The organism is Nocardia vaccinii NBRC 15922 (genome assembly GCF_001613305.1).
GTDB lineage: Bacteria > Actinomycetota > Actinomycetes > Mycobacteriales > Mycobacteriaceae > Nocardia > Nocardia vaccinii.
This window is the reverse complement of sequence record NZ_BDCC01000019.1, coordinates 314,662-334,130: the sequence shown is the minus strand read 5'-3', so window position 1 is coordinate 334,130 and position 19,469 is coordinate 314,662. Positions and strand designations below refer to the sequence as shown.

General features: G+C 67.7%; 18 protein-coding genes. 9 read left to right on the top strand and 9 right to left on the bottom strand.

The features are described from left to right. Positions 1–177: 177 nt before the first annotated feature. Positions 178–750: a DinB family protein gene (locus NV1_RS15670; protein WP_067891518.1), complete on the bottom strand. Its 573-nt coding sequence runs from the start codon at positions 748–750 to the stop codon at positions 178–180. Between the two features lie 91 nt (positions 751–841). After that, positions 842–1,897: a phosphotransferase family protein gene (locus tag NV1_RS15665; protein ID WP_067891516.1), complete on the bottom strand. Its 1,056-nt coding sequence runs from the start codon at positions 1,895–1,897 to the stop codon at positions 842–844. Between the two features lie 96 nt (positions 1,898–1,993). On the opposite strand from NV1_RS15665, the gene pabB reads away from it, so the two are divergent. Further along, the gene (gene pabB / locus NV1_RS15655) at positions 1,994–3,829 is read left to right on the top strand and encodes an aminodeoxychorismate synthase component I (protein WP_157116954.1); all 1,836 of its coding nucleotides are present in this window, start codon (positions 1,994–1,996) and stop codon (positions 3,827–3,829) included. On the opposite strand, the gene NV1_RS15650 is transcribed toward pabB, so the two are convergent. Further along, entirely contained in the window at positions 3,759–4,238 is a 480-nt protein-coding gene (locus NV1_RS15650) for a hypothetical protein (RefSeq protein WP_067891509.1), read from the bottom strand. The genes pabB and NV1_RS15650 overlap by 71 nt on opposite strands. A 90-nt stretch (positions 4,239–4,328) precedes the next feature. Here NV1_RS15650 and NV1_RS15645 point away from each other — a divergent pair, with 90 nt between their 5' ends. Beyond that, complete coding sequence (locus NV1_RS15645; protein WP_067891506.1) at positions 4,329–5,954, top strand: TerD family protein; 1,626 nt, start codon at positions 4,329–4,331, stop codon at positions 5,952–5,954. Here the strand turns inward: NV1_RS15645 and NV1_RS15640 are convergent, their stop codons facing one another. Further along, positions 5,955–6,617, bottom strand: a complete 663-nt coding sequence (locus tag NV1_RS15640) for a serine hydrolase (RefSeq protein ID WP_245713733.1) — start codon at positions 6,615–6,617, stop codon at positions 5,955–5,957. A 470-nt stretch (positions 6,618–7,087) separates the two neighbouring features. Between NV1_RS15640 and NV1_RS15635 the strand changes: the two genes are divergently transcribed. Continuing rightward, positions 7,088–7,693, top strand: coding sequence for an acetate uptake transporter (locus NV1_RS15635; protein ID WP_067891500.1), 606 nt, complete (start codon positions 7,088–7,090; stop codon positions 7,691–7,693). A 123-nt stretch (positions 7,694–7,816) separates the two neighbouring features. Here NV1_RS15635 and NV1_RS15630 read toward each other — a convergent pair whose 3' ends face one another. Together NV1_RS15630 and NV1_RS15625 are read right to left on the bottom strand one after the other, a co-directional pair. After that, entirely contained in the window at positions 7,817–8,458 is a 642-nt protein-coding gene (locus NV1_RS15630) for a carboxymuconolactone decarboxylase family protein (RefSeq protein ID WP_067891497.1), read from the bottom strand. 61 nt (positions 8,459–8,519) lie between these two features. Further along, positions 8,520–9,086, bottom strand: coding sequence for a VOC family protein (locus NV1_RS15625; RefSeq protein ID WP_067891494.1), 567 nt, complete (start codon positions 9,084–9,086; stop codon positions 8,520–8,522). 128 nt (positions 9,087–9,214) lie between these two features. Here NV1_RS15625 and NV1_RS15620 point away from each other — a divergent pair, with 128 nt between their 5' ends. From NV1_RS15620 to NV1_RS15595, 6 genes are read left to right on the top strand one after another with little or no spacing between them, the layout of a single operon-like run. Beyond that, positions 9,215–9,850, top strand: coding sequence for a TetR/AcrR family transcriptional regulator (locus NV1_RS15620; protein WP_067891982.1), 636 nt, complete (start codon positions 9,215–9,217; stop codon positions 9,848–9,850). A gap of 28 nt (positions 9,851–9,878) precedes the next feature. Next, entirely contained in the window at positions 9,879–11,141 is a 1,263-nt protein-coding gene (locus NV1_RS15615; RefSeq protein ID WP_084525392.1) for a CaiB/BaiF CoA transferase family protein, read from the top strand. After that, positions 11,138–12,037 carry a hydroxymethylglutaryl-CoA lyase gene (locus NV1_RS15610; RefSeq protein ID WP_067891491.1) on the top strand — a complete coding sequence of 300 codons (900 nt, stop codon included), beginning with the start codon at positions 11,138–11,140 and terminating at the stop codon, positions 12,035–12,037. Before NV1_RS15615 ends, NV1_RS15610 begins: the two co-directional genes overlap by 4 nt. Before the next feature lie 48 nt (positions 12,038–12,085). Continuing rightward, positions 12,086–12,472: a nuclear transport factor 2 family protein gene (locus NV1_RS15605; RefSeq protein ID WP_067891488.1), complete on the top strand. Its 387-nt coding sequence runs from the start codon at positions 12,086–12,088 to the stop codon at positions 12,470–12,472. Continuing rightward, positions 12,472–13,659, top strand: a complete 1,188-nt coding sequence (locus NV1_RS15600) for an acyl-CoA dehydrogenase family protein (RefSeq protein WP_174557446.1) — start codon at positions 12,472–12,474, stop codon at positions 13,657–13,659. The genes NV1_RS15605 and NV1_RS15600 overlap by 1 nt, the downstream gene beginning before the upstream one ends. Before the next feature lie 14 nt (positions 13,660–13,673). Further along, complete coding sequence (locus tag NV1_RS15595; RefSeq protein WP_067891976.1) at positions 13,674–15,035, top strand: phosphotransferase family protein; 1,362 nt, start codon at positions 13,674–13,676, stop codon at positions 15,033–15,035. Between the two features lie 73 nt (positions 15,036–15,108). Here NV1_RS15595 and NV1_RS15590 read toward each other — a convergent pair whose 3' ends face one another. From NV1_RS15590 to NV1_RS15580, 3 genes are all read right to left on the bottom strand, one after another. Beyond that, positions 15,109–16,347 carry a cytochrome P450 family protein gene (locus NV1_RS15590; RefSeq protein WP_067891485.1) on the bottom strand — a complete coding sequence of 413 codons (1,239 nt, stop codon included), beginning with the start codon at positions 16,345–16,347 and terminating at the stop codon, positions 15,109–15,111. A 9-nt stretch (positions 16,348–16,356) separates the two neighbouring features. After that, positions 16,357–17,604, bottom strand: coding sequence for a cytochrome P450 family protein (locus tag NV1_RS15585; protein ID WP_245713732.1), 1,248 nt, complete (start codon positions 17,602–17,604; stop codon positions 16,357–16,359). A gap of 323 nt (positions 17,605–17,927) precedes the next feature. Then, positions 17,928–19,448 (bottom strand): long-chain-fatty-acid--CoA ligase, encoded by a 1,521-nt coding sequence (locus NV1_RS15580; RefSeq protein ID WP_067891482.1) that lies wholly within the window; start codon positions 19,446–19,448, stop codon positions 17,928–17,930. Positions 19,449–19,469 lie beyond the last annotated feature (21 nt).

The window sequence follows — 19,469 nt, the reverse complement described above, 5'->3', positions numbered from 1 at the left end:
TGAGACTTACCGGTCCAGGAAGCCGATGATCCGGGTGTGAAGCCATCCGGGGGGCCTCCCCGACGCGCCGCGCCCGGCGTCGATTCCGGTGTAGCGGGCATCGGCGATGGCCGCCGGCAGTCGCAGTTGTAGTTGCCGTCCGATCCGGATGACCCGGTCGTGGGCGAGGCACAGCGGTCAGGCGTGGATGTCGTGGAGATGGTGAACGAGGTCGTGCAGAAAATAGGTGGCGAGGGAGTCGACGGTGAAGCGGGAGCCGTTGCTGCGGCGGACAGCGCGGGCGCGGTCGGACTCGGGAACCGACGCGAAGGCTCGGGAGATGGTTTCGGCCGCTTCGGTCAGCTCGGCGGCCACCGTCGCGGGGGCCTGGGCGAGGTAGTCGTCGGCCTCGGCGGTGCGATCCTGATTCCAGTTCGCGAAGACGGGCAATCCCTCGGCGAAACCGGTCTCTGCCTCGAATGCGGCGACCGCGGGCGGGGCGGCGGGGTTGCCGAGGGCGATGTCCAGGCGATATCGGAACATTCGGCAGATATCGCGCACATGGGCGACGTATTCGATTGGAGCCCAAGTGGTTCCGTTGGGCCGCACGGCGAAATCCGGACGTTCGAGTGCGGCGGCGAAACGGGCGGCGGCGGCGCGCGTCAGGCCCGGCACCGCATCGTAAGCGGTGGCCGGGCCGTCGAATCCACATTCGGGGCAGGGCCTGTCCAATGTCCAGGTCCAGTCCTTGTCTTCGGCGGCAATCGGCATGCGCAGTAATTTATCGTGGCCGCAAATAATCGGCCACAAATAAAGCGCCAAAGCTCGTCGAGATACGGCCGCATCCGACGAGGCGGGCCACTCACTCCACCAGCTGATTCGCCTTCTCGAACAGTTCCAGGGTGATCGCGTGCAGGAAGTCGCCGACCTGCTTCGGAGCCTTGCCCGCGAAGGCGCGGGCATGCGTGCCTTCGAGCACGATGCCGAGTTTGAAGCAGGCCAGCACCGTGTACCAGGTGATATCGCTCAGGTCGCGGCTGGAGAACTTCCCGTAGTGCGCGATCATCTCCTCGGCGGTCGGCAGCCCGCCGAGCCGGCCGAGCGTGCCGAACAACCCCGCACCGGCGGTACCGGGCTCGGGGCGGGTCGCGATCTGCCACCCCAGATCCAGCAGTGGATCGCCGATGGTGGACATCTCCCAATCGACCAGCGCCGCCACCTGCGGGCCGTCGTAGCGGAACATGATGTTGGCCAGATGGCAGTCGCCGTGCAGAATTCCGGGCTCCCAATGCGCAGGCCGATGGCGCTCGAGCCAATCACCGACCCGGTCGACACCGCGAATCTCCGGCCCCGGATAGCCCTCGTTGGCGCGATAGGAGTCGAGTTCACCGAGCCAGCGCGGCACCTGACGCTGCAGGAAACCTTCCGGTTTGCCATAGCCCTCGAGACCCAGCTCCAGATAATCCAGCGCACCGAGCCGGGCGATCGCCTCCACTGCCGACAGACCCATCTGCCTGCGGATCTCCGCATCACCGGCGTGCAGTTCGGGCAGTTCGGTCTGCGGGTTGAAACCGATGATCGGCTCCATGAGATAGAACACCGCTCCCAGAACCGATTCGTCGGTGCATGCCGCGATCACCTCGGGCGCGCGCACCCCCGTTCCGGCCAGCGCCCCGAGCAGCCGCGCTTCCCGGCGGATCACCTCATTGCTCTTGGCGCGCAGGTGTTTCGGGCCGCGCCGCAGAACGTAATCGCGACCCGCACGGGTGAATCGCAGCATGATGTTCTGGGTGCCGCCGCCGAGCGCGGTCACGTCCTCGAACCGCCCGCCGGGCAGCCCCTGCTCTTCCATCCACTTTCCGACGACCGCGAAGTCGACGACAGCACGGTCCACATCGGCCGGTTGCACCACAGACATGTCCCACATTGTGCACCAGAGGCCACGCAGAACTGAAGGCAGACGCCCTCAATAGGCCATCCGAGACGCCCGCCCCCGCAGACTACGGTGAAACCCATGCGCACGACCCGCCCCGGGGTCCGACCGGGGCCCGCATCCGATGACACGTCCCGCTCGGCGACCGCCGCTCCGGAGTCGCACACCGAACCCACGACCGCGGCTCACGGCAGGACGCTACCCACCGAGCGCGCCGAGTCTCAGCGTGAATCGACGACCGGAGCTCGCGCACCGCACACCTCGGACTCCGCGCCCAGCCGCAGCGCGCGGACTCCGTACGAGCCCGATACACACGCGCAGCGGACGACGACCGAAGGCGCGGCGTCCAGCATCCTTTCCCCGAACAACGCGTCCAGCCACGGCACCCGGACGCCCCGCGAAGCCGATACAGACATGCGGCGGGCCAGGCCGGAGGAGCCGCCGATCACACTGACCGTGCTGTACGAGCGAATCGATCGGGCGCTGGATTCCGAGGCCGTATTCCTGGCGCTGTACCGGGACTCGGAGACGGCGTTCTGGCTGGACAGCACGCACGCCGAACCGGGGCTGGACCGGTTCTCCTATCTGGGTGATGCGGCCGGGCCACTGGCCGAGACGGTGCGATACCGGGTGGGTTCGGAGCGAGTCGACATCGATCGGCGGGCCGGCCGAAGTACCGCACCGGGCAGCGTATTCGACTACCTGACAACGCGATTGCGGCGGATCGAGATCGAATTCCCGGATGTGCCCTTCGATTTCGTCGGCGGATACGTCGGCTACCTCGGCTACGAGATGAAGGCCGACTGCGGCGCCGCCGCCCGGCATCGCGCGGACGCGCCCGATGCCCAGTGGATCTTCGCGGACCGGCTGATCGTGGTGGACCACGTCGCGGAACACACCTATCTGCTCGCCCTCGCCGACGCGGATTCCCTTGCGACAGCGACACATTGGCTGTCCTCGACGCGCGCGTCCGTGGCGGCGCTGCCCGACCGGTCCGCGCTGCCCCGGCTCGAGCTCGCGGCCGACGAGCGGGCCGTGGAATCCCGGCTCACGCGAGGCCGGCAACGCTATCTGGCCGATATCGCCGCGATCGACGCGCAACTGCGAGCGGGCGAGACGTACGAGGTCAATCTGACCGACAGCGCCTACGTCGACCAGGATTGCGACGGGTTGGCGGTGTATCGCGTACTGCGACGGTCGAATCCGGCGCCGTACTCGGCGTTCCTGCGATTCGGCGAACTCGAGATCGCCTGCTCCTCGCCGGAGCGATTCCTCGCAGTGGATCGCGCCCGCGGGGTGGAGACCAAGCCGATCAAGGGCACCGCACCCCGGGGGAACACTCCCGAACAGGACGAAACCCTGCGCCGCACACTGGAATCCGATCCCAAGACCCGCGCGGAGAACCTGATGATCGTCGATCTGCTGCGCAACGATCTGGGCCGGGTCTGCGAATTGGGCAGCGTGCGCGTCGCGGCGCTCATGCATACCGAGACCTACACCACGATGCATCAGCTGGTGACCACCATCCGCGGCCGCCTGCGCCCGGACGTGGACGCGGTCACCTGCCTGCGCGCCTGCTTTCCGGGCGGCTCGATGACGGGCGCGCCGAAACTACGCACCATGGACATCATCGACGATCTGGAAACCGAAGCGCGCGGCGTCTATTCGGGCACCATCGGCTTCCTGGGCCTGGGCGGCACGGCCGATCTGAATATCGTCATCCGCACCGCGGTCCGGCACGGCGGGCGCTGGCGGATCGGCGCGGGCGGCGCGATCGTGCTGGATTCCGATCCGGAGCAGGAATACCACGAGATGGTGCTCAAGGCGACCGCCGCACTGCGCGCGGTCAGCGCGGTCGCCCGCGACCCCGCCTGCGCGGATCGATCGGCTCCGACGGCGCGTTCTCACGTCCGGTGAGGCGTCCGATCATCGACACCCCCGGCAGCCGGGACAGCCGGTTGAAAACCTCCTCGCCCATCGACACCATCGCCTCGAGTCGCGGCAGCAGCCGGTCGTAGGCGGCGAACGCCGGATCGGCCAGCGCCAGGGTCCGGTCCAGACGATCGATGGTCCGGTTGAGCCGATCGATCGCCATCGAGAGGTTCTCGATCAGATCCGGCAGTTGCGCGGCGAGTTGCACCGAGGCCGGGGGCAGCCGGACCGCGGTATCGAACGCCTGTCCGGCGGTCGCCTGCGCGGCGTCCAGGGCCTGTCCGGCGGCCCGCTGCGCCGCCTCCGCCGCGGCCTGGGCGGCGGCGATCAGATCACTCGCGCCGGGCACGCGGGGCGTTCCGGGCTTGCGCGCGGACTCCTTCGGATCGCTCATGCCCCCATGGTGCCGCATCGGGCGCCTCTCGCCCGTGCACGACAGACCCTACGGTCTGTGTCGGTGTCGCCTGGCATAGTTCTCCGGACGATGACCTTCACCGAGAACGGCGCGACGCCGATACCGACTTCGCTGCTGAGCGTGGAACTTTCGTGGCGCTCGGCCCATGCGCTGGACGCGCACGCGCTGTTGCTCGGCGACGACGGCCTGGTCCGCTCCTCGCGCGATGCGGTGTTCTTCAACGCGCCCCGGCATCCGTCCCAGGCGGTGACGCTGGACCAACAACCCGAACCGCGCACGGCCCGGCTCTCGGTGTCGCTGCCCCGCACCGAGTCCACGGTGGAGCGCATCGTCGTGGGCGTCTCGTCGGCAGGCCCGCTGTACGAGCTGGCGGATCTGACGATCGCGGTTCGAGACGCCGCCGGGCTGGTGGCTCGCCGCGACGTCCCGGCGCCGCGGTCGAGCGAGGTGACAGCGATATCGCTCGCGGAATTCGCCCGAGACGAGCAGCACTGGCGCTTCGGACCCTTCGACCGGGAGCGAACCGAATTATCCCGGCTGTTCGAGGATTTCGGCATCGTGGTGGCGGCGGCGGGCCGTGACCGAGTATCACTGCGCCGAAATGGGTTCGATGGCTATGTCACCGAAAAGCCAACGGCCGCAACGCCGCCGGACCCCCGCCCGGACTGGCATCCGCAGGGCGCGACGCTGCGCTGGTGGGACGGCACGCGATGGTCCGATACGACCGTCCCCCTCCCCCCGGCCGACGCCCGCGTCTGCCCGCACTGCGGACGACGACGCGGTTGGCGCGTACTGGGCGCGCCCGCCCCGTGCCGTTCCTGCGCCGCCGAGATCGAGGAGTACCTCGACACCTGGCGGGCCCGCGCCTGGCGCGTCCTGACCGGGGACGGCCCGCGCGGCACGGCCTGGCAGGAGCTGTGGTCGGCACTGCGCTACCGGCGCATTCCCGAGGAGACCGGACGTGCGGCCCTGCGCGGCCCCGGTATGGCCTATGTCGAGCGGCTGGCCGCCTTCGCCGACGCGGAGATCACCGCGGCGGAGGTCGAGGAGTTCGACACCGCCCTGCGGGAACTGGGGCTGTCCGGTCCGCAGGTGGAGGAATTGCGGCGGCGGATGCACCGCGGCCGCACGCTGGCGCGGCTGCGTGCCGGGGAGTTGCCCGTCGTGCGCACGCGGGGGCTGCATCTGGATCCCGAGGAACGCGTGCACCTGGACATCGCCGCGACCCGCATCCGCCGGCTGTCCCGCGGCGAGCGGGCCACCGCGGGCCGATTGATCGGCACGAACAAGAAGCTGCGTTTCGTCGGGCCCGAGGCCGGTATCGAAATGCCTTGGTCCCGAATCGTTTCCGTAACCATCGCGGACGGTCTGGTCGTGCTGGCGGCGAGCTCGGCACGCGGCGGAGCCGAATTCGACGTCGAGGACCCGGATCTGGTGGCCGCCGTGCTGGAAGGCGCTCTGCGCGTGGCCAAACGGCTCACCCTGGCGCCGGGCCGCCGCGATACCCGCGCGATCCCGCCGGAGATCAAGGCACAGGTGTGGCATCGCGACGGCGGTGCGTGCATCGAATGCGGCGCGACCCACTATCTGGAGTTCGACCACGTCATCCCGCTCAGCCGCGGCGGGGCGACCAGTCCGGGGAATCTGCAGGTCCTGTGCCGGTCCTGTAATCGCGCCAAGGGCGCGCGCATCTGATCAGGGGCCGGCATGTGGGCCCGGTCCGGCGTCCGGCACCGGCGGGTGCAGGCCCAGCACTCCGGGCAGTGCCGAGAGCACGTCGGCAGTCTGATCGGCCGGGCTGCCGTCGGTCTGCGCGGAGATCGAGAAGCCGGGCCCGATGGACGCCGAACCCACCTGCTGCTGACCGATATCCGACCAGCCCCATTTATTTCCGATCACGCCGGGCAGCCGGGCGGTGCCCCAGTTCTGTGCGGTGCCGTCGGCGGCGACCGGACTCGCCGCGGCCATCCACCTCAGCACGGGTGAGATCGGATCGGTGGTCATCTTGCGGTCCAGGAACTTCGTGATGTCGGCCGTGCTGGTGTAGGACTCTCCCCAGCTCGGACCCGAATGAGTGGCGGGCAGGCCGTATTCGGCGGCCTCGGCGTCGATGGCATTCGGATATTTCGCCGCGATGGCATCCGCCGCCGAATCATCGGAGTAGCGGATCATTCGCTCAGCGAGCTGACGGTCCTGTCCGGACCGGTCGCCGTGTCGCAGTGCGTAATCCACCATGTAGAGCTTCACCAGCGACAGCCCCGGGCGCGACTCGGTGGCGTTGGCAGTCCCCCACTGCAGGTTCAGGAAGTCCACGCGCAGAGATATCGACGTCCGTCCCGGAACAGTCGGGATATTCATACTGGTCGGAGTGGGGATCGGCGGCACGGGATCTGCCGCCGCCCGCGCTGCGAACAAGCACAGACCGATCGCGAACATTCCTGCCACTACCGTCCGGCAGCGCATGGCCGACCTCCTCGATTCACACTTCTGGTTCCGGTCGGAAATATTCAGCGCCCGGACGTTGCGGATGCGAAACGTTAGCCAGCGTAGCGCGATCGAGCGACGCTCGGCGTCGACACGAGGCGAACGCGCCCGGCGGCTCGGCCGAACGCGCTGATTATCACGGGTTTTCGTAATTCATTGGCATCCTCGGTCCGCCGGGCGTGTCCGGGCCGCGAGGCCGCATCGTGCCGCGCGTGTCGCAATCCCGGAAGCGGGCAAACCGGTCTCTTCGGGACGAAGGCGGAGTTACCCTGACAGAAGCGTTGCGCCCGAGGCGTTCGCGCCGGACGCGACGTCAGGCGAGCCACTCTCCTCGAGGATCAACCATGAGCGTCAAAGACGACCGCACGGTGCAACCCACTCCCGCCATAGCCGATCCGGCCCCGCTGGGTCTGGGGGCATTCGCACTCACCACATTCCTGTTATCGGCGGTCAACGCCGGTTGGGCGACCGCATCCACCGGCGATGCCTGGGTCGGCTACGCCTTCGCCTACGGCGGGTTGTGCCAACTCCTGGCCGGGATGTGGGAATTCCGCAACCGCAACGTCTTCGGGGCGACGGCGTTCTCCACCTACGGCGGATTCTGGATCGGCCTCGGACTGTGGTCGCAGCTGGTGGCCCCGCACGCCACGGGCGCGGGCGCCGCGCACGATCTGGGCTGGATCCTGCTGGCGTTCGCCATCTTCAACACGTACATGCTGATCATGTCCGCTCAGGTGAGCCGGGCGGTATTCGCCGTCTTCCTCACCCTGGAAATCACCGAGATCGTCTTGTTCGCAGGTAATTTCGCGGTCAGCGAGGCGACGGTGAAGGTCGGCGGCTATATCGGCGTGATCACCGCGCTGTGCGCCTGGTACGCCTCGGCGGCGGGCGTGGCCACCGGCATCGGCGGCAAACTCCGACTCCCGGTAGGTGCGCCGCTGGTCGCGTGACTCCCTGCCGGTGGGCCCGAGGCCCAGCGTCACGCGATCGGCGACCGAAACCAGGCCGGGCCCGGCACGTACCGGGCCCGGCCTGTCGCATACCGGGGACTCCTCAGCCCCGGTGACCGGAAGTCACTGGCCTCCAGCCAGATCGGCGGAAAGGTCCGCCACCTCGACACCCTCGGGGATCTGCACCTCCTCGATGAGTTCCGGGCGGTCGTCGAATTCCAGGCGCAATGCGCGGCACATGGTCGCGTGCATGTCGTACAGCGCGGTGATGTAGGTCAGCTGCAGGATCTCCGGATCGCTGAGATTGGCCTTCAGTACCGCGAACACCTCGTCCGGAACCCGCCCGCCGTCGTAGACCAGCCCGTCGGTGTAGGCGAGCACGGCGCGCTCGAGTGCGGAGAAGCAGTCGGCGACCTGCCAGTGCGGGATCGCGGCGATCTTCTCCTCGGCGACGCCCAGCGAACGCATCTGCTTGCAGTGCTGGGAGAATACGAACTGGCTGCCGCGGGCATATCCGGCCCGGCTCTGTCCGAGTTCGCGCAGTTTCGGATCCAGCGTCGCATTGCGGTAGACGGCGAAACCCCTTACCGCATGGCGGAATACGTCCGGAGACTGGGCGAACACGGTCCACCAATCGCCGGGAGTGGCGTGAATGGTGCCGTGGTCGACGGCCGGGTCCTTGTCGGGCCCGAACAGCCGGTCGTAGTAGAACAGAATCCGTTCGTCGGTGACTTCGGCGCGCGGCACTTCGCGAAGACGCGGCATGGTTCGTAATCCTTGAGGTTGTAGGTGTCCGGGTGGTGGAAATTCGGCTGATGCGGGAGGGTCAGAGTCCGGCGGACACGTGCCGGTCGGCGGCGGTCTTCGGCTCGTGTGAGACATCCGCCTCAGTGAAAGTACGTGTCCAGCAGGCGAATTCGAGCAGCACTCCGTCGGGGTCCTGGAAATAGAACGACCGCACGAAGGTGCCCTCGTGCACCTCGCGGGAAACGCCCCGGGGGCTGTCGTCGTGGTTGAGGATCCGGCTGACCTTGATACCCTCGGCCGCGACGCGCTCGTAGTACTCGTCGAACAACTCCGGCGGCACCGCGAATGCGACGTGATTCATCGATCCGACCCCGCTGAGCAGCTCGCCCTCATCGGGCAGGCCCTTCGGCGCGGCGAGCCCCGGGCTGGCGTCTGGAGCGTCGGCGAGCCAGAAGAAGGCGAGGCTGTTCCCTCCACCGCAGTCGAAGAAGAAATGCTGGCCCAGGTTCCCGGGCAGTTCGATAGTCTTGATCAACGGCATACCGAGTGTCCCCGAATAGAAATCAATGGTTCGCCGCATATCGGAGCACACCAGTGCGAGGTGATTGATCCCGCCTAGCTGATATTTCGGATTGGAGGGGCTCATGGCATTCCTTCCTGCTGTGAGGGTTCGACGTCCGGAACCGATCCGCGGGTCGCGACCACGAACTCGGACGGTTTCGCCGCGCACAAAATGACTTGACAGTCATGTCATGTTGTTGGATAGTGTGGTCCGTGGCGAAGTCATCTGTCAATAGCCCCGCCGCCGCGGCCGATACCTTGACGCCGCGGGGCCGCAAGACGCGTGAGGCGTTGCTCGATGCCGCCCGGACGGTCTTCGAATCCGTCGGCTTCCTGGACACCCGGGTCGAGCAGATATCGCAGGAGGCGAACGTCTCCTACGGCACCTTCTATCGCTACTTCGAGTCGAAGGAACACGTCTTCGGCGAGCTGAGCACCCGGTTGTTCGAGGATATGCACCGCCGCGAGCCGACCGCGGCGAACCTGTCCCCCGCGGCGAAACTCATCGCGGCGAACCGTTCCTACTACCGGGCGTATCGGCGCAACGCCCGGATGATGGCGATCGTCGAACAGGTCGCCACGTTCAACGAGGAGTTCCGGCAGCTGCGGCACGAACACCGCCGCGGGCTCATCGAACGCACCTCCAAAGCCATCGCACGCTGGCAGGATGAGGGGCTGGTCCGTCCGAAGCTCGATCCCGAGCTGGCGGCGCGCGTCATGGCCGCGATGGTGGAGCACACGATCTACCTGTGGCTGATCCAGGGCGAGGACGCCGACGAAGACGCCCTGCTGGACACGCTCGACCGGATGTCCGTCGGCGCACTCGGGCTCGATCCGGACGAGCAATGACACATCGGCGCCGAGCCAGGAGGCACCCATGACATCAGCTCTCGCCCCCACGGGCGACACGAGCACCACCCCCGGCCCGCTGGACGGGTTCCGCGTTCTGGAACTCGGCACGCTCATCGCCGGGCCCTACTGCGGTCGCCTGCTCGGAGATATGGGCGCCGACGTGATCAAGATCGAGGCGCCGGATCGCCCCGACCCACTGCGTGACTGGGGTCAGGCCCAGGGCGGTCACCAGTACTTCTGGGCCGTGCACGCGCGCAACAAGCGGTGCATGAGCCTGGATCTGCGCACCGAGGCGGGGCGGAAGATCTTCCTGGATCTCGCGGCCACCGCGGACGTCGTGGTGGAGAGTTTCCGGCCCGGCACGCTGGAACGCTGGGGCATCGGATACGACGAACTCTCCGCCCGCAATCCACGGCTGGTGCTGGCGCGAGTGTCCGGATACGGGCAGACCGGGCCGTACGCCGCGCGGCCGGGGTACGCCTCGGTCGCCGAGGGCATCAGCGGTCTGCGCCATCTGAACGGATTTCCCGGTCAGGCGCCGCCGCGCATGGCGCTGTCCATCGGTGACAGCCTGGCCGGCCTGTTCGCCTTCCAGGGCGTGCTGGCCGCGCTGCTGGCGCGCGAGCGGACCGGGCGCGGGCAGATCGTCGACGCCGCCCTCACCGAGGCATCGCTGGCCATTCAGGAGTCCACCGTCCCCGACTACCACAAGACCGGCCATGTGCGGCAGCCCTCGGGCACCCGGCTGGACCGGGTGGCGCCGTCGAATCTGTATCTGTCCAAGGACGGTCTGTGGGTGATCATCGCGGCCAACCAGGACACGGTGTTCCGTCGCTTGACCGAGGCCATGGGACGTCCCGGACTCGCCGACGATCCCCGCTACGTCAACCACAGCTCGCGCGGTGAGCATCAGGACGAACTCGATGAGCTGATCGCCGCCTGGGCAGCGGATTTCAGCGCCACCGACCTGATCGAGAAACTGGCCGCACACGGTGTCGTCGCGGGGCCGGTGAATACCGTCGCCGAGGTCATGGCCGATCCGCAGTTCCTCGCCCGCGGCATCTTCGTCGATCACGTCGACCCCTCGCTGACCAGCCAGGACACCGGATTCGATCCGGTTCCCGCCAAGGGTGTCGGGGTGGTGCCCCGGCTGAGCGAGACCTCCGGCGGGGTGCGCTGGGGCGGTGCGAGCCGTCCGGGGACGCATACCGACGAGGTGCTGAGCGAGGTGCTCGGTTATGACGACGAGCGCCTCTCCCAGCTGCGCGAACAGGGCACGATCGCATGAACGCCGTCGATATCCGCGAGGTCGGGCCCCGCGACGGGCTACAGATAGAGGAGCCTATTCCGACCGAGGCCAAACTCGAGTTCATCGATGCGCTGGTGGCCACGGGAGTGCGCCGGATCGAGGTGACCTCCTTCGTCTCCCCGCGCGCCGTTCCATCCTTGGCCGACGCGGAAGCCGTTGCGGCCCAGCTACATCGGTGGCCCGGCGTGCAATTCTCCGCCCTGGTCGCGAGCCTCGGCGGTGCGCGGCGGGCCCTGGCCGCGGGGATCACGCGGGTCGAATACGTGGTATCGGCCTCGGACGGGCACAGCCGGGCGAACGTCGGGCGCGACAGCGCCGCGTCGGTCGCGCTCATCGAGCCGATCGCCGAGTTGGTGCACGAGGCGGGCGGATACCTCGAGGTGATCATCGCCATCGCGTTCGACTGCCCGTTCGACGGGCCGACTCCGCCGGAGCGGGTGGCCGAGATCGCCCGGAGCGCAATGGCTTCGGGAGCCGATGCCTTGGCCGTCGCCGATACGATCGGCACCGCCTCACCGATCCGGATGATCGATGTCCTCGGCCGGGTCCGGGCGGCGGCGCCGACGACCGTTCCGGGCGTCCACCTGCACAACACCCGAGGCCAGGGCCTGGCCAACGCCTGGGCCGCCTACGGTGAGGGTGTTCGTCAATTCGATTCCGCTGCAGGCGGTCTCGGCGGTTGCCCGTTCGCGCCGGGCGCCAGCGGCAATATCGCCACCGAGGAGCTGGCCTACATGTTCGAGGACGGCGGGATCGCCACCGGCATCGATATCGACCGAGCCCTGGACGCGGCCCGGCTGATCTCGGATCTGCTGGGCAAACCCGTCGCCAGCAATCTGCTCGCCGCGGGCGGCCGGTCGGTACCGACCCGGTGATCCCACGACGAGAAGCGAATTATCCACCCCGGGAAGAGGTCCCAAACCGTGAATGAACTGGCCGATCGCTTCTTCGCCGCTGTCAGCAGTGGCGATGCGGCGGCGCTCACCGATCTGTACGCACCCGATGCACGCATCTGGCACAACGAGAAGAACACGGAGGAGACCGTCGGAGAGAACCTGCGGGTGCTGCGCTGGCTGGCGCGAACGGTGGAAAACCTTCGCTACGAGGACATCCGGCGTTATCCGCTGCCCGAGGGGTTCGCCCAGCAGCACGTCCTGCGCGGTAACCTGCCCGGACACGGCCCGCTGGAGATCCCGGCCGGAATGTTCGTGCAGGTGCGGGACGGCCGGATCACGCGCATCGACGAATACGTGGACTCCGCCGCGATCCAGCCGCTCTACGCGGTATCCGCCTCGACCCGGGAGCAGTGATGACGACCATGGACCGGCCCGAGGGCCGTATCGCCGAATTGGCCTCGCGGATGCGGGAATTCATCGACAGTGAGGTCATTCCGCAGGAGCCGGTGCTGATCCGGGACGACGCGGCCGCGGCCGCGGAACTCGACCGGCTGCGCGGCCGGGCCAAGGAACTGGATCTGTGGGCGCTCGGACATCCGGCCGATATCGGCGGCGGCGGAGTGCCTTTCCTGGATTTCGTCTATCTCAACGAGATCATCGGCCGATCGGAATTCGGTCAGCTGGCGGTCGGTTCGGTCTCCATGCAGGACACCCTGATGCTGCACCGGCACGGCACCGAGGAGCAGCGCCGACGCTGGATTCCGCCCATGGTGGCCGGTGCTGTGCTGCCCTCGGTCGGGCTGACCGAGCCCGAGGTCGCCGGGTCCGATCCGACTCTCATCGCCACCCGCGCCGAACTCGACGGCGACACCTGGGTCATCAACGGGCACAAGTGGTTCACCACCGGCGCGGCGCAGGCGGGCTACTGCACGGTATTCGCCAATACCGAATCCGACTCCGTGCCGAGACATTCCCGGATCAGCGCGATCATCGTGCCGACCGACACCCCGGGCTTCGAGATCGTCCGGGCCATCCCGACCATGGGGCACGACCCCAGCGACCACTACGAGGTCCGGCTCACCGACGTCCGGGTCCCGGCCGAGAGTCTGCTGGGCGAGCGCGGCAAGGGTTTCGCGGTGGCGCAGGATCGGCTCGGGCCCGGCCGCATCTTCCACTGCATGCGCTGGCTCGGCCAGGCTCAGCGCGCATACGAGCTGATGTGCGAGCGCGCCAACACCCGGTACGCGCACGGTTCCCTGCTCGCCGAGAAGGGTGAGATCCACCGATACATCGCCGAATCGGCCGCCGAGATCCACGCCGCCCGGCTGATGACGCTCGACGCGGCCCGCGCGATGGACGCCGGGGAGGACTACCGGGTGCGAGTCGGACTGATCAAGTTCTGGGGGGCGCGCATGCTGCACAACGTGATCGATCGCGCCATCCAGGTGCACGGCGCGCTCGGCCTGACGGCCGACACCCCGCTCGAACGCATGTATCGGCAGGCCCGTTACGCGCGCGTCTACGACGGCCCGGACGAGGTGCACCGCATGTCCACCGCGCGCCGACTGCTGCGTTCCCCCGAGGCAGCGCCGTGGCTGTGACGCCGGATACCCCTGTGCCGGAAGCGATCACGCTTGCCGAGGGCGTCGGCGAGGTGTTGCGCGCGGCTACCGGACGCAGGATCGGCGAGGTATCTCTGCGCCAATTCACCGGCGGCGCGAGTAAACAGGTCTACGCCGTCGCCGCCCGCGACGATGCGGAGGAGACCGTGCGCGCGGTCCTGCGCCGCGATCCTCCCGGGCACGGCGACGCCGCCCGGATGCGCGCCGAGGCGGCCTGCCTGCGGGCGGCCGCTTCGGCCGGGGTGCCGGTGCCCACCGTACTCGCCGCCGCGGACACCGCTCCCGGAATCGATGCACCGTATCTGCTGATGGAGATGGTCGAGGGCGAGTCGATTCCGCGTAAGCTGCACCGCGATCCGGAGTTCGCACCGGTGCGCGATCGGCTCGCCGCGGACCTCGGCCGCGTCCTGGGCCTGATCCATCGCACCCCGCTGGACACCCTCGACCTGCTCGACGACGAGGACTCGCTGGACACGATCGAGCAGATCTACCGAGATCTGGACGATCCGCGACCGGCGGTGGAGATGGGCCTGCGCTGGCTGCGCGAACATCGCCCGCCGCCCCGCCGGAAGACTTTGGTGCACGGCGATTTCCGGATCGGCAACTTTCTCATCACCGCGGACGGCGTGCGCGCGGTGCTGGATTGGGAGCTCGCCCATCGCGGCGATCCGATCGAGGATCTGGGCTGGCTGTGCGTGCGCGCCTGGCGTTTCGGCGCATCGGCCCCGGTCGGCGGACTCGGAACCCGCGAGCAACTCCTGGACGGCTACGCCCAGGCCACCGGAATCCGGCCTGCACCAGAGGAATTGCACTGGTGGGAGACGTTCGGCACGCTGAAGTGGCTGGTGCTCAGCAGATTCCAGGCGCAGCGTCACCTGGGCGGCGAGGAGCGCTCGGTGGAACTGGCCGCGATCGGGCGGCGCGTCTGCGAATCGGAGTACGATCTGCTGGCCGTACTGGATCTGCTCGACGAATCCGTCAGCGCCCCAACGTCACCCGAACCGGCGTTCACGGTGCACGATCGTCCCCACCTCACCGAAATCATCGATCTGGTCGCCGAGACGCTCACCGAGGAGATCGCACCCACGCTGACCGCCGAACAACAGCGCCAGCGATTCCTGATGCGAATCTGCGTCAACCTGCTCGGCACCGCCGCCCGCGAACTCCGGGCCGGGCCCGCGGCCACCGCCGAGGTCGCGGAGCTGCTCGGCGAGCTGGGCTGCGACTCGGAGGCGGAACTCGCCGCACGATTGCGCGCAGGGTCACTGTCCTACTCCGACAAGAAGGTTCGCCGTGCGGTCTCGCTCGCCGTCCTGTCCCGCCTGCGGGTCGCCAATCCGCGTTACCGGGGATAGCGCTCACGATCGGACCTGAGCTATGTCGCGGACAGCGCCCGATTGGGACCCGGGCGCTGTTCGCACTCGGCCGCTAAGCGCTCAGCCGAGCCGGTAACGACCTGTGGCCGTTCATGACGAAGGTCTGCATCGGCCGCAGTTCGCTCGCCGCAGTGGCCAATCGCAGATCCGGGAAGCGGGACAGTAACGCGGGCACGGCGATTCGCGCTTCGAGGCGGGCCAGCGGTGCACCCAGGCAGTGGTGCACGCCGTAACCGAACGCCAAGTGGCCCTTGCTGTCCGTCTCGCGATCCCACGACGGATCGAACTCGTCGGCGTTGCGGCCGAACGCGTTCGGGTCGCGGTTGGCCCCCGCGAACGATGCCAGGATCGCCTCGCCCGCGGGAATCCGGACACCATCGCCCAGATCGATGTCCGCCCGCGTGTACCGGAACGGCATATTCGCGATCGGCGACTGCCAGCGCAGACTCTCCTCGATCACGTCCTCCCATTCGATCTCCCCGGCGACGGCCTCGGCGCGGGCCCGCGGATGGGTCAGCAGCGCGACGATCGTCTGATCGATCAGATTCACCGTCGTCTCGTGCCCCGCGCTGATGATCAACGTCAGGGTGTCCAGCAGTTCCTGATCGGTCAGCAGCGGACCGGTGGCCTCGTCCGGACCGGTGATCAGGGTGCTGGTCAGATCATCGCCCAGATGTTCGCGCTTGTAGGCGATCAACTGGGCGACCAGATCCAGCAGCGCCGTGAAGTCCCGCTGCACCTGCTCCGGTGCGGCGGAGGTGTCCAACGAGCCGTCCGCATGCTCGCACAGCGGAGTCGCGATCTCCGACGGCACTCCCATCAGCTCGGTGATCACCTTGATCGGCAACGGACGCGCGAAATCCGCGCGCAGATCCGCGATATCGCCCGCCGGGATGTCCGCGAGCGCGTCCAGCAGATCGGTGACGATCGCCGCTATCCTGGGCTGCAGATCCTGTACCCGGCGCGGGCCGAACGCGGGACCCACCGCCTTGCGCAGACGTGCGTGCTCGGCGCCCGAACTCCTGAGCATGTTGCGCAGGCCGATCCACGGATTCATCACCCAGTCGTGTGGAATCCGGCCCTCCCGCAACGTCTTCCAGTCCTGTGGTTCCTTGGAGACCTGCGGATCGGTCATCAGCCGCCGCAGCGCGGCGTAATCGGTGACCATCCACACCACCACCCCGCCGGGTAGTTCCACCCGGGCTGCCGGGCCCAGGTCTCGTATACGGGCAATTTCGCCGTGGATATCGGTAGCGACCGGATCCAGCACAATGGGTTGATTGTCCGTCACGGGAACTCCTTACAGGCGGGCGGACGGTTCGAACCTCGACGACGTGGCGATCATCATCGGCGCCGTGGCCGGGAACTCCACCGGCAGCGAAACCAGTGCGCGATGGAAAGGTCCCGGACGCCAGGATAATTCGCTGACCGGGACCGCGAGCGTCATATCCGGCAGTGCATCGATCAGCAGATCGATCGCATCGTGGGCGATCGTCCTGGCCATCGCCTGCGCCGGACACGCGTGCGGCCCCGCGCCCCAGGCCAGATGCGACCGGTTGCCGGTACGGTCGCCCCCGGCGATGCGCGGATCGTTGTTGCAGGCCGCCAGGCCGATGAGCACCGGTTGGTCCGCAGGCAGCCACACCTCGTCGACGAGGATCGGCTGACGCGGATACATGACCGAGAAGTTCGTCAGCGGTGGGTCTTTGAACAACACCTCGTCGAGCGCGTCCGCGGTGGAGAGCGTTCCGCTGATCAGACCACTGCCGAATCGATCGTCGGTGAGCATCAGCAGCACCGTGTGCAGGATCAGGTTGGCCAGCGGCTCGGTTCCCATGGAGAACAGCAGCGCGGCCTGGTTGATCACCTCCATATCGTCGAGCTTGCCGGGGTCGGTGATCAGCGCCGAGGTGAGATCGTTGCCAGGTCTGGCCCGCTTGTCGGTCACGACCCCGGCCAGCGCCCCGATGAACATCTCCTGTCCGGCCTGGGCGTTGACGGTGTCCAGCATCGCCGCCATTCCGGTCCACGCCTGCCGGGCCGCATCGGTCGGGAATCCCATCAGATTCGCCAGCACCTGGAAGGTCAGCGGGGCCGCGTACCCGCTGAGCAGATCGCAGGAGCCGTCACCGCAGAACCCGTTGATCAGCTGTTCGGCGGCCTGTCCGACCAGATCGTGCAACCGGTTCAGATCGGTCTCACGCAGGGCCCCGAAGCTGCTGCGGAACCGCTGATGCGCCTCACCCGTGGTGCGCAACGCGTTGGCGCGGGCCTCGAGAAACGGCCGGACCGGACAACTCTCGGGGACGGACCGCTGCCAGCGACTCGGATCGGTGGGGAAATGCTCGGGATCGCGCATGATCTGCAACGCGGTCGCGTAATCCAGGACCAATGTGGCCGGTACGCCGGGCGCCAGCTCCACCGGCGCGATCGCACCGAACCGCTCGCGCATCTCGTCGTACGCGCGGTGCGGATCGGCCGCGAACTCCGGGTCGTACAACCGCACCCGGTCCTGTCCCGAAGTGGTCGGCGACGAGTCGTACCTCACCGTAAACCCCTGTGGCGGCATGTTCACCCGGCCACCACCCGGGCCCCCGAACCCCTTCCATCCCTGCCGATCCTGTAGTCCGCACGTCGGCCATGCACGCCGTGATCCTCTTTTCTCGGTCGTACTTCATGGAACAACTCGGCACGTGCCCGCGCCGGACGGTTCGAGCATCTCGGCGGGAGATGGATCGAATTCCGTTGCGGCAGACGCTACATCAGCGGGGTTGAAGACGCGCGAGATGATAGCCGATCAGCACCACGGCGGTACCGCAGACGGCCGATGCCCGCCCCCAGCGGGATCGGGCATCGGCCGATCACATCGGATCAGGAAAACTGCTGGCGCAGCTCCCTTTTGAGAATCTTGCCGGTCACATTCCTCGGCAGCGCCGACACGAATTCCACCCGGCGCGGCACTTGGAATCCGCCCAGATGCTCACGGCATCCGGTGATGATCTCCTCGGCCGTGGCGGTGGCGTCCTCGCGCAAGACGACCACCGCGCACACCACCTCGCCCCAGGTGTCGTCGCGCACGCCGATCGCGGCGGCCTCCGCGACGCCGGGCTGGCGATAGAGGGCCTGCTCGACGGTCAGCGAGGCGACGTTCTCGCCGCCGCTGATGATCAGGTCCTTCTTCCGGTCGACGATATAGACGAAGCCCTCCTCGTCCTGGCGGACCAGATCTCCGGTGTGGAACCAGCCATCGGTGAACGAGTCGGCGGTGGCCTGTGGATCCTTCCAGTAACCGGTCATCACCTGATCGCCACGCACGATCATCTCCCCGACCTGCCCGGCCGGCACGTCGGCGAATTCGTCGTCCACGATGCGAATATCGGCCAGCCGCATGGGTTTTCCGGCCGAGGCGAGTAGTCCGGTCGCACCGTTCGCCGCGCGGCGATGCGCTTGCTCGTCCAGATGCAGGACGTTACCGGCGAGTTCGGTCATGCCCATGCCCTGATAGAAATCGCATCCGAACCGCTCCAGTCCGGCACGCAGCACGGCGGCGGGGATGGCCGAGGAGCCGTAGCCCACCGCTTGCAGCGTATCGAGCGAATGCCTGTCCAGCTCCGGATCCTGTAGCAGGAAATTGATCATCGTCGGCGCCAAACCCGTTTGGGTGACCTGCCATTCGTCCACCAGACGCAGGAATGTCGCGTTGTCGTAGGACCGCAGAATTCCGACCGTGCAGCCGAGCAGATGGTTGATCATCACCACATACCCGCCGATATGACACAGCGGGAAGCAGAACAGGAATACCGTCTCCTCGGGCACCTCCCACTGCAACGCCGACGAGGTCACGCCCGCGAGCAGATTCCGGTGCGAGATCATCACCCCCTTCGGCGCACCGGTGGTTCCGCTGGTGTACACCAGCCAGCCCGGATCGTCGGGGTCCGGAGTGTGCTCGGGCACGTCCGCCGAAGCGCCGGAGTGGAATTCGTCCCAGTCGATCGCTCCGGGAGCCGTTCCGATCGACACCACCGTGGTCACCGACGGGATGCGATCGCGGATGCGCTCCACCACCTCGGCGAATTCCGGCGCGATGATCAGCACTCGCGCCTCGGAATGCTCCAGCAGAGCGACGATCTGATCCGGGTGCAGCCGGACGTTGAGAATCGTCAGCGCCATACCCGCCATCGGAACGCCGTAATAGCAGTCCATGTACTGCGTGCAATTCGAGGACAGGATCGCGACCCTGTCCCCCTGCGTGGTGACCCCGAGCAGCGCATTCGCCAAGCGGCGGCAGCGATCTCGCAACTGCCCGTAGGTGATCTGTTCCTGTTCGAACCGCAGCGCGATCCGCTCCGGGTGTTTGCGCGCACCGTATTCGACGATGTCACCGATCAACATCTGTTCTGCTCCTTGCCGATT

What these genes read in the sequence shown, in the direction of transcription:
- NV1_RS15610 (WP_067891491.1), top strand. Translation starts at nt 11,138, where the DNA reads ATGAACGCCGTCGATATCCGCGAGGTCGGGCCCCGCGACGGGCTACAG.
- NV1_RS15670 (WP_067891518.1), bottom strand. Translation starts at nt 750, where the DNA reads ATGCCGATTGCCGCCGAAGACAAGGACTGGACCTGGACATTGGACAGG.
- NV1_RS15630 (WP_067891497.1), bottom strand. Translation starts at nt 8,458, where the DNA reads ATGCCGCGTCTTCGCGAAGTGCCGCGCGCCGAAGTCACCGACGAACGG.
- NV1_RS15625 (WP_067891494.1), bottom strand. Translation starts at nt 9,086, where the DNA reads ATGAGCCCCTCCAATCCGAAATATCAGCTAGGCGGGATCAATCACCTC.
- NV1_RS15615 (WP_084525392.1), top strand. Translation starts at nt 9,879, where the DNA reads ATGACATCAGCTCTCGCCCCCACGGGCGACACGAGCACCACCCCCGGC.
- NV1_RS15635 (WP_067891500.1), top strand. Translation starts at nt 7,088, where the DNA reads ATGAGCGTCAAAGACGACCGCACGGTGCAACCCACTCCCGCCATAGCC.
- NV1_RS15640 (WP_245713733.1), bottom strand. Translation starts at nt 6,617, where the DNA reads ATGAATATCCCGACTGTTCCGGGACGGACGTCGATATCTCTGCGCGTG.
- NV1_RS15600 (WP_174557446.1), top strand. Translation starts at nt 12,472, where the DNA reads ATGACGACCATGGACCGGCCCGAGGGCCGTATCGCCGAATTGGCCTCG.
- NV1_RS15650 (WP_067891509.1), bottom strand. Translation starts at nt 4,238, where the DNA reads ATGAGCGATCCGAAGGAGTCCGCGCGCAAGCCCGGAACGCCCCGCGTG.
- pabB (WP_157116954.1), top strand. Translation starts at nt 1,994, where the DNA reads ATGCGCACGACCCGCCCCGGGGTCCGACCGGGGCCCGCATCCGATGAC.
- NV1_RS15645 (WP_067891506.1), top strand. Translation starts at nt 4,329, where the DNA reads ATGACCTTCACCGAGAACGGCGCGACGCCGATACCGACTTCGCTGCTG.
- NV1_RS15665 (WP_067891516.1), bottom strand. Translation starts at nt 1,897, where the DNA reads ATGTCTGTGGTGCAACCGGCCGATGTGGACCGTGCTGTCGTCGACTTC.
- NV1_RS15580 (WP_067891482.1), bottom strand. Translation starts at nt 19,448, where the DNA reads ATGTTGATCGGTGACATCGTCGAATACGGTGCGCGCAAACACCCGGAG.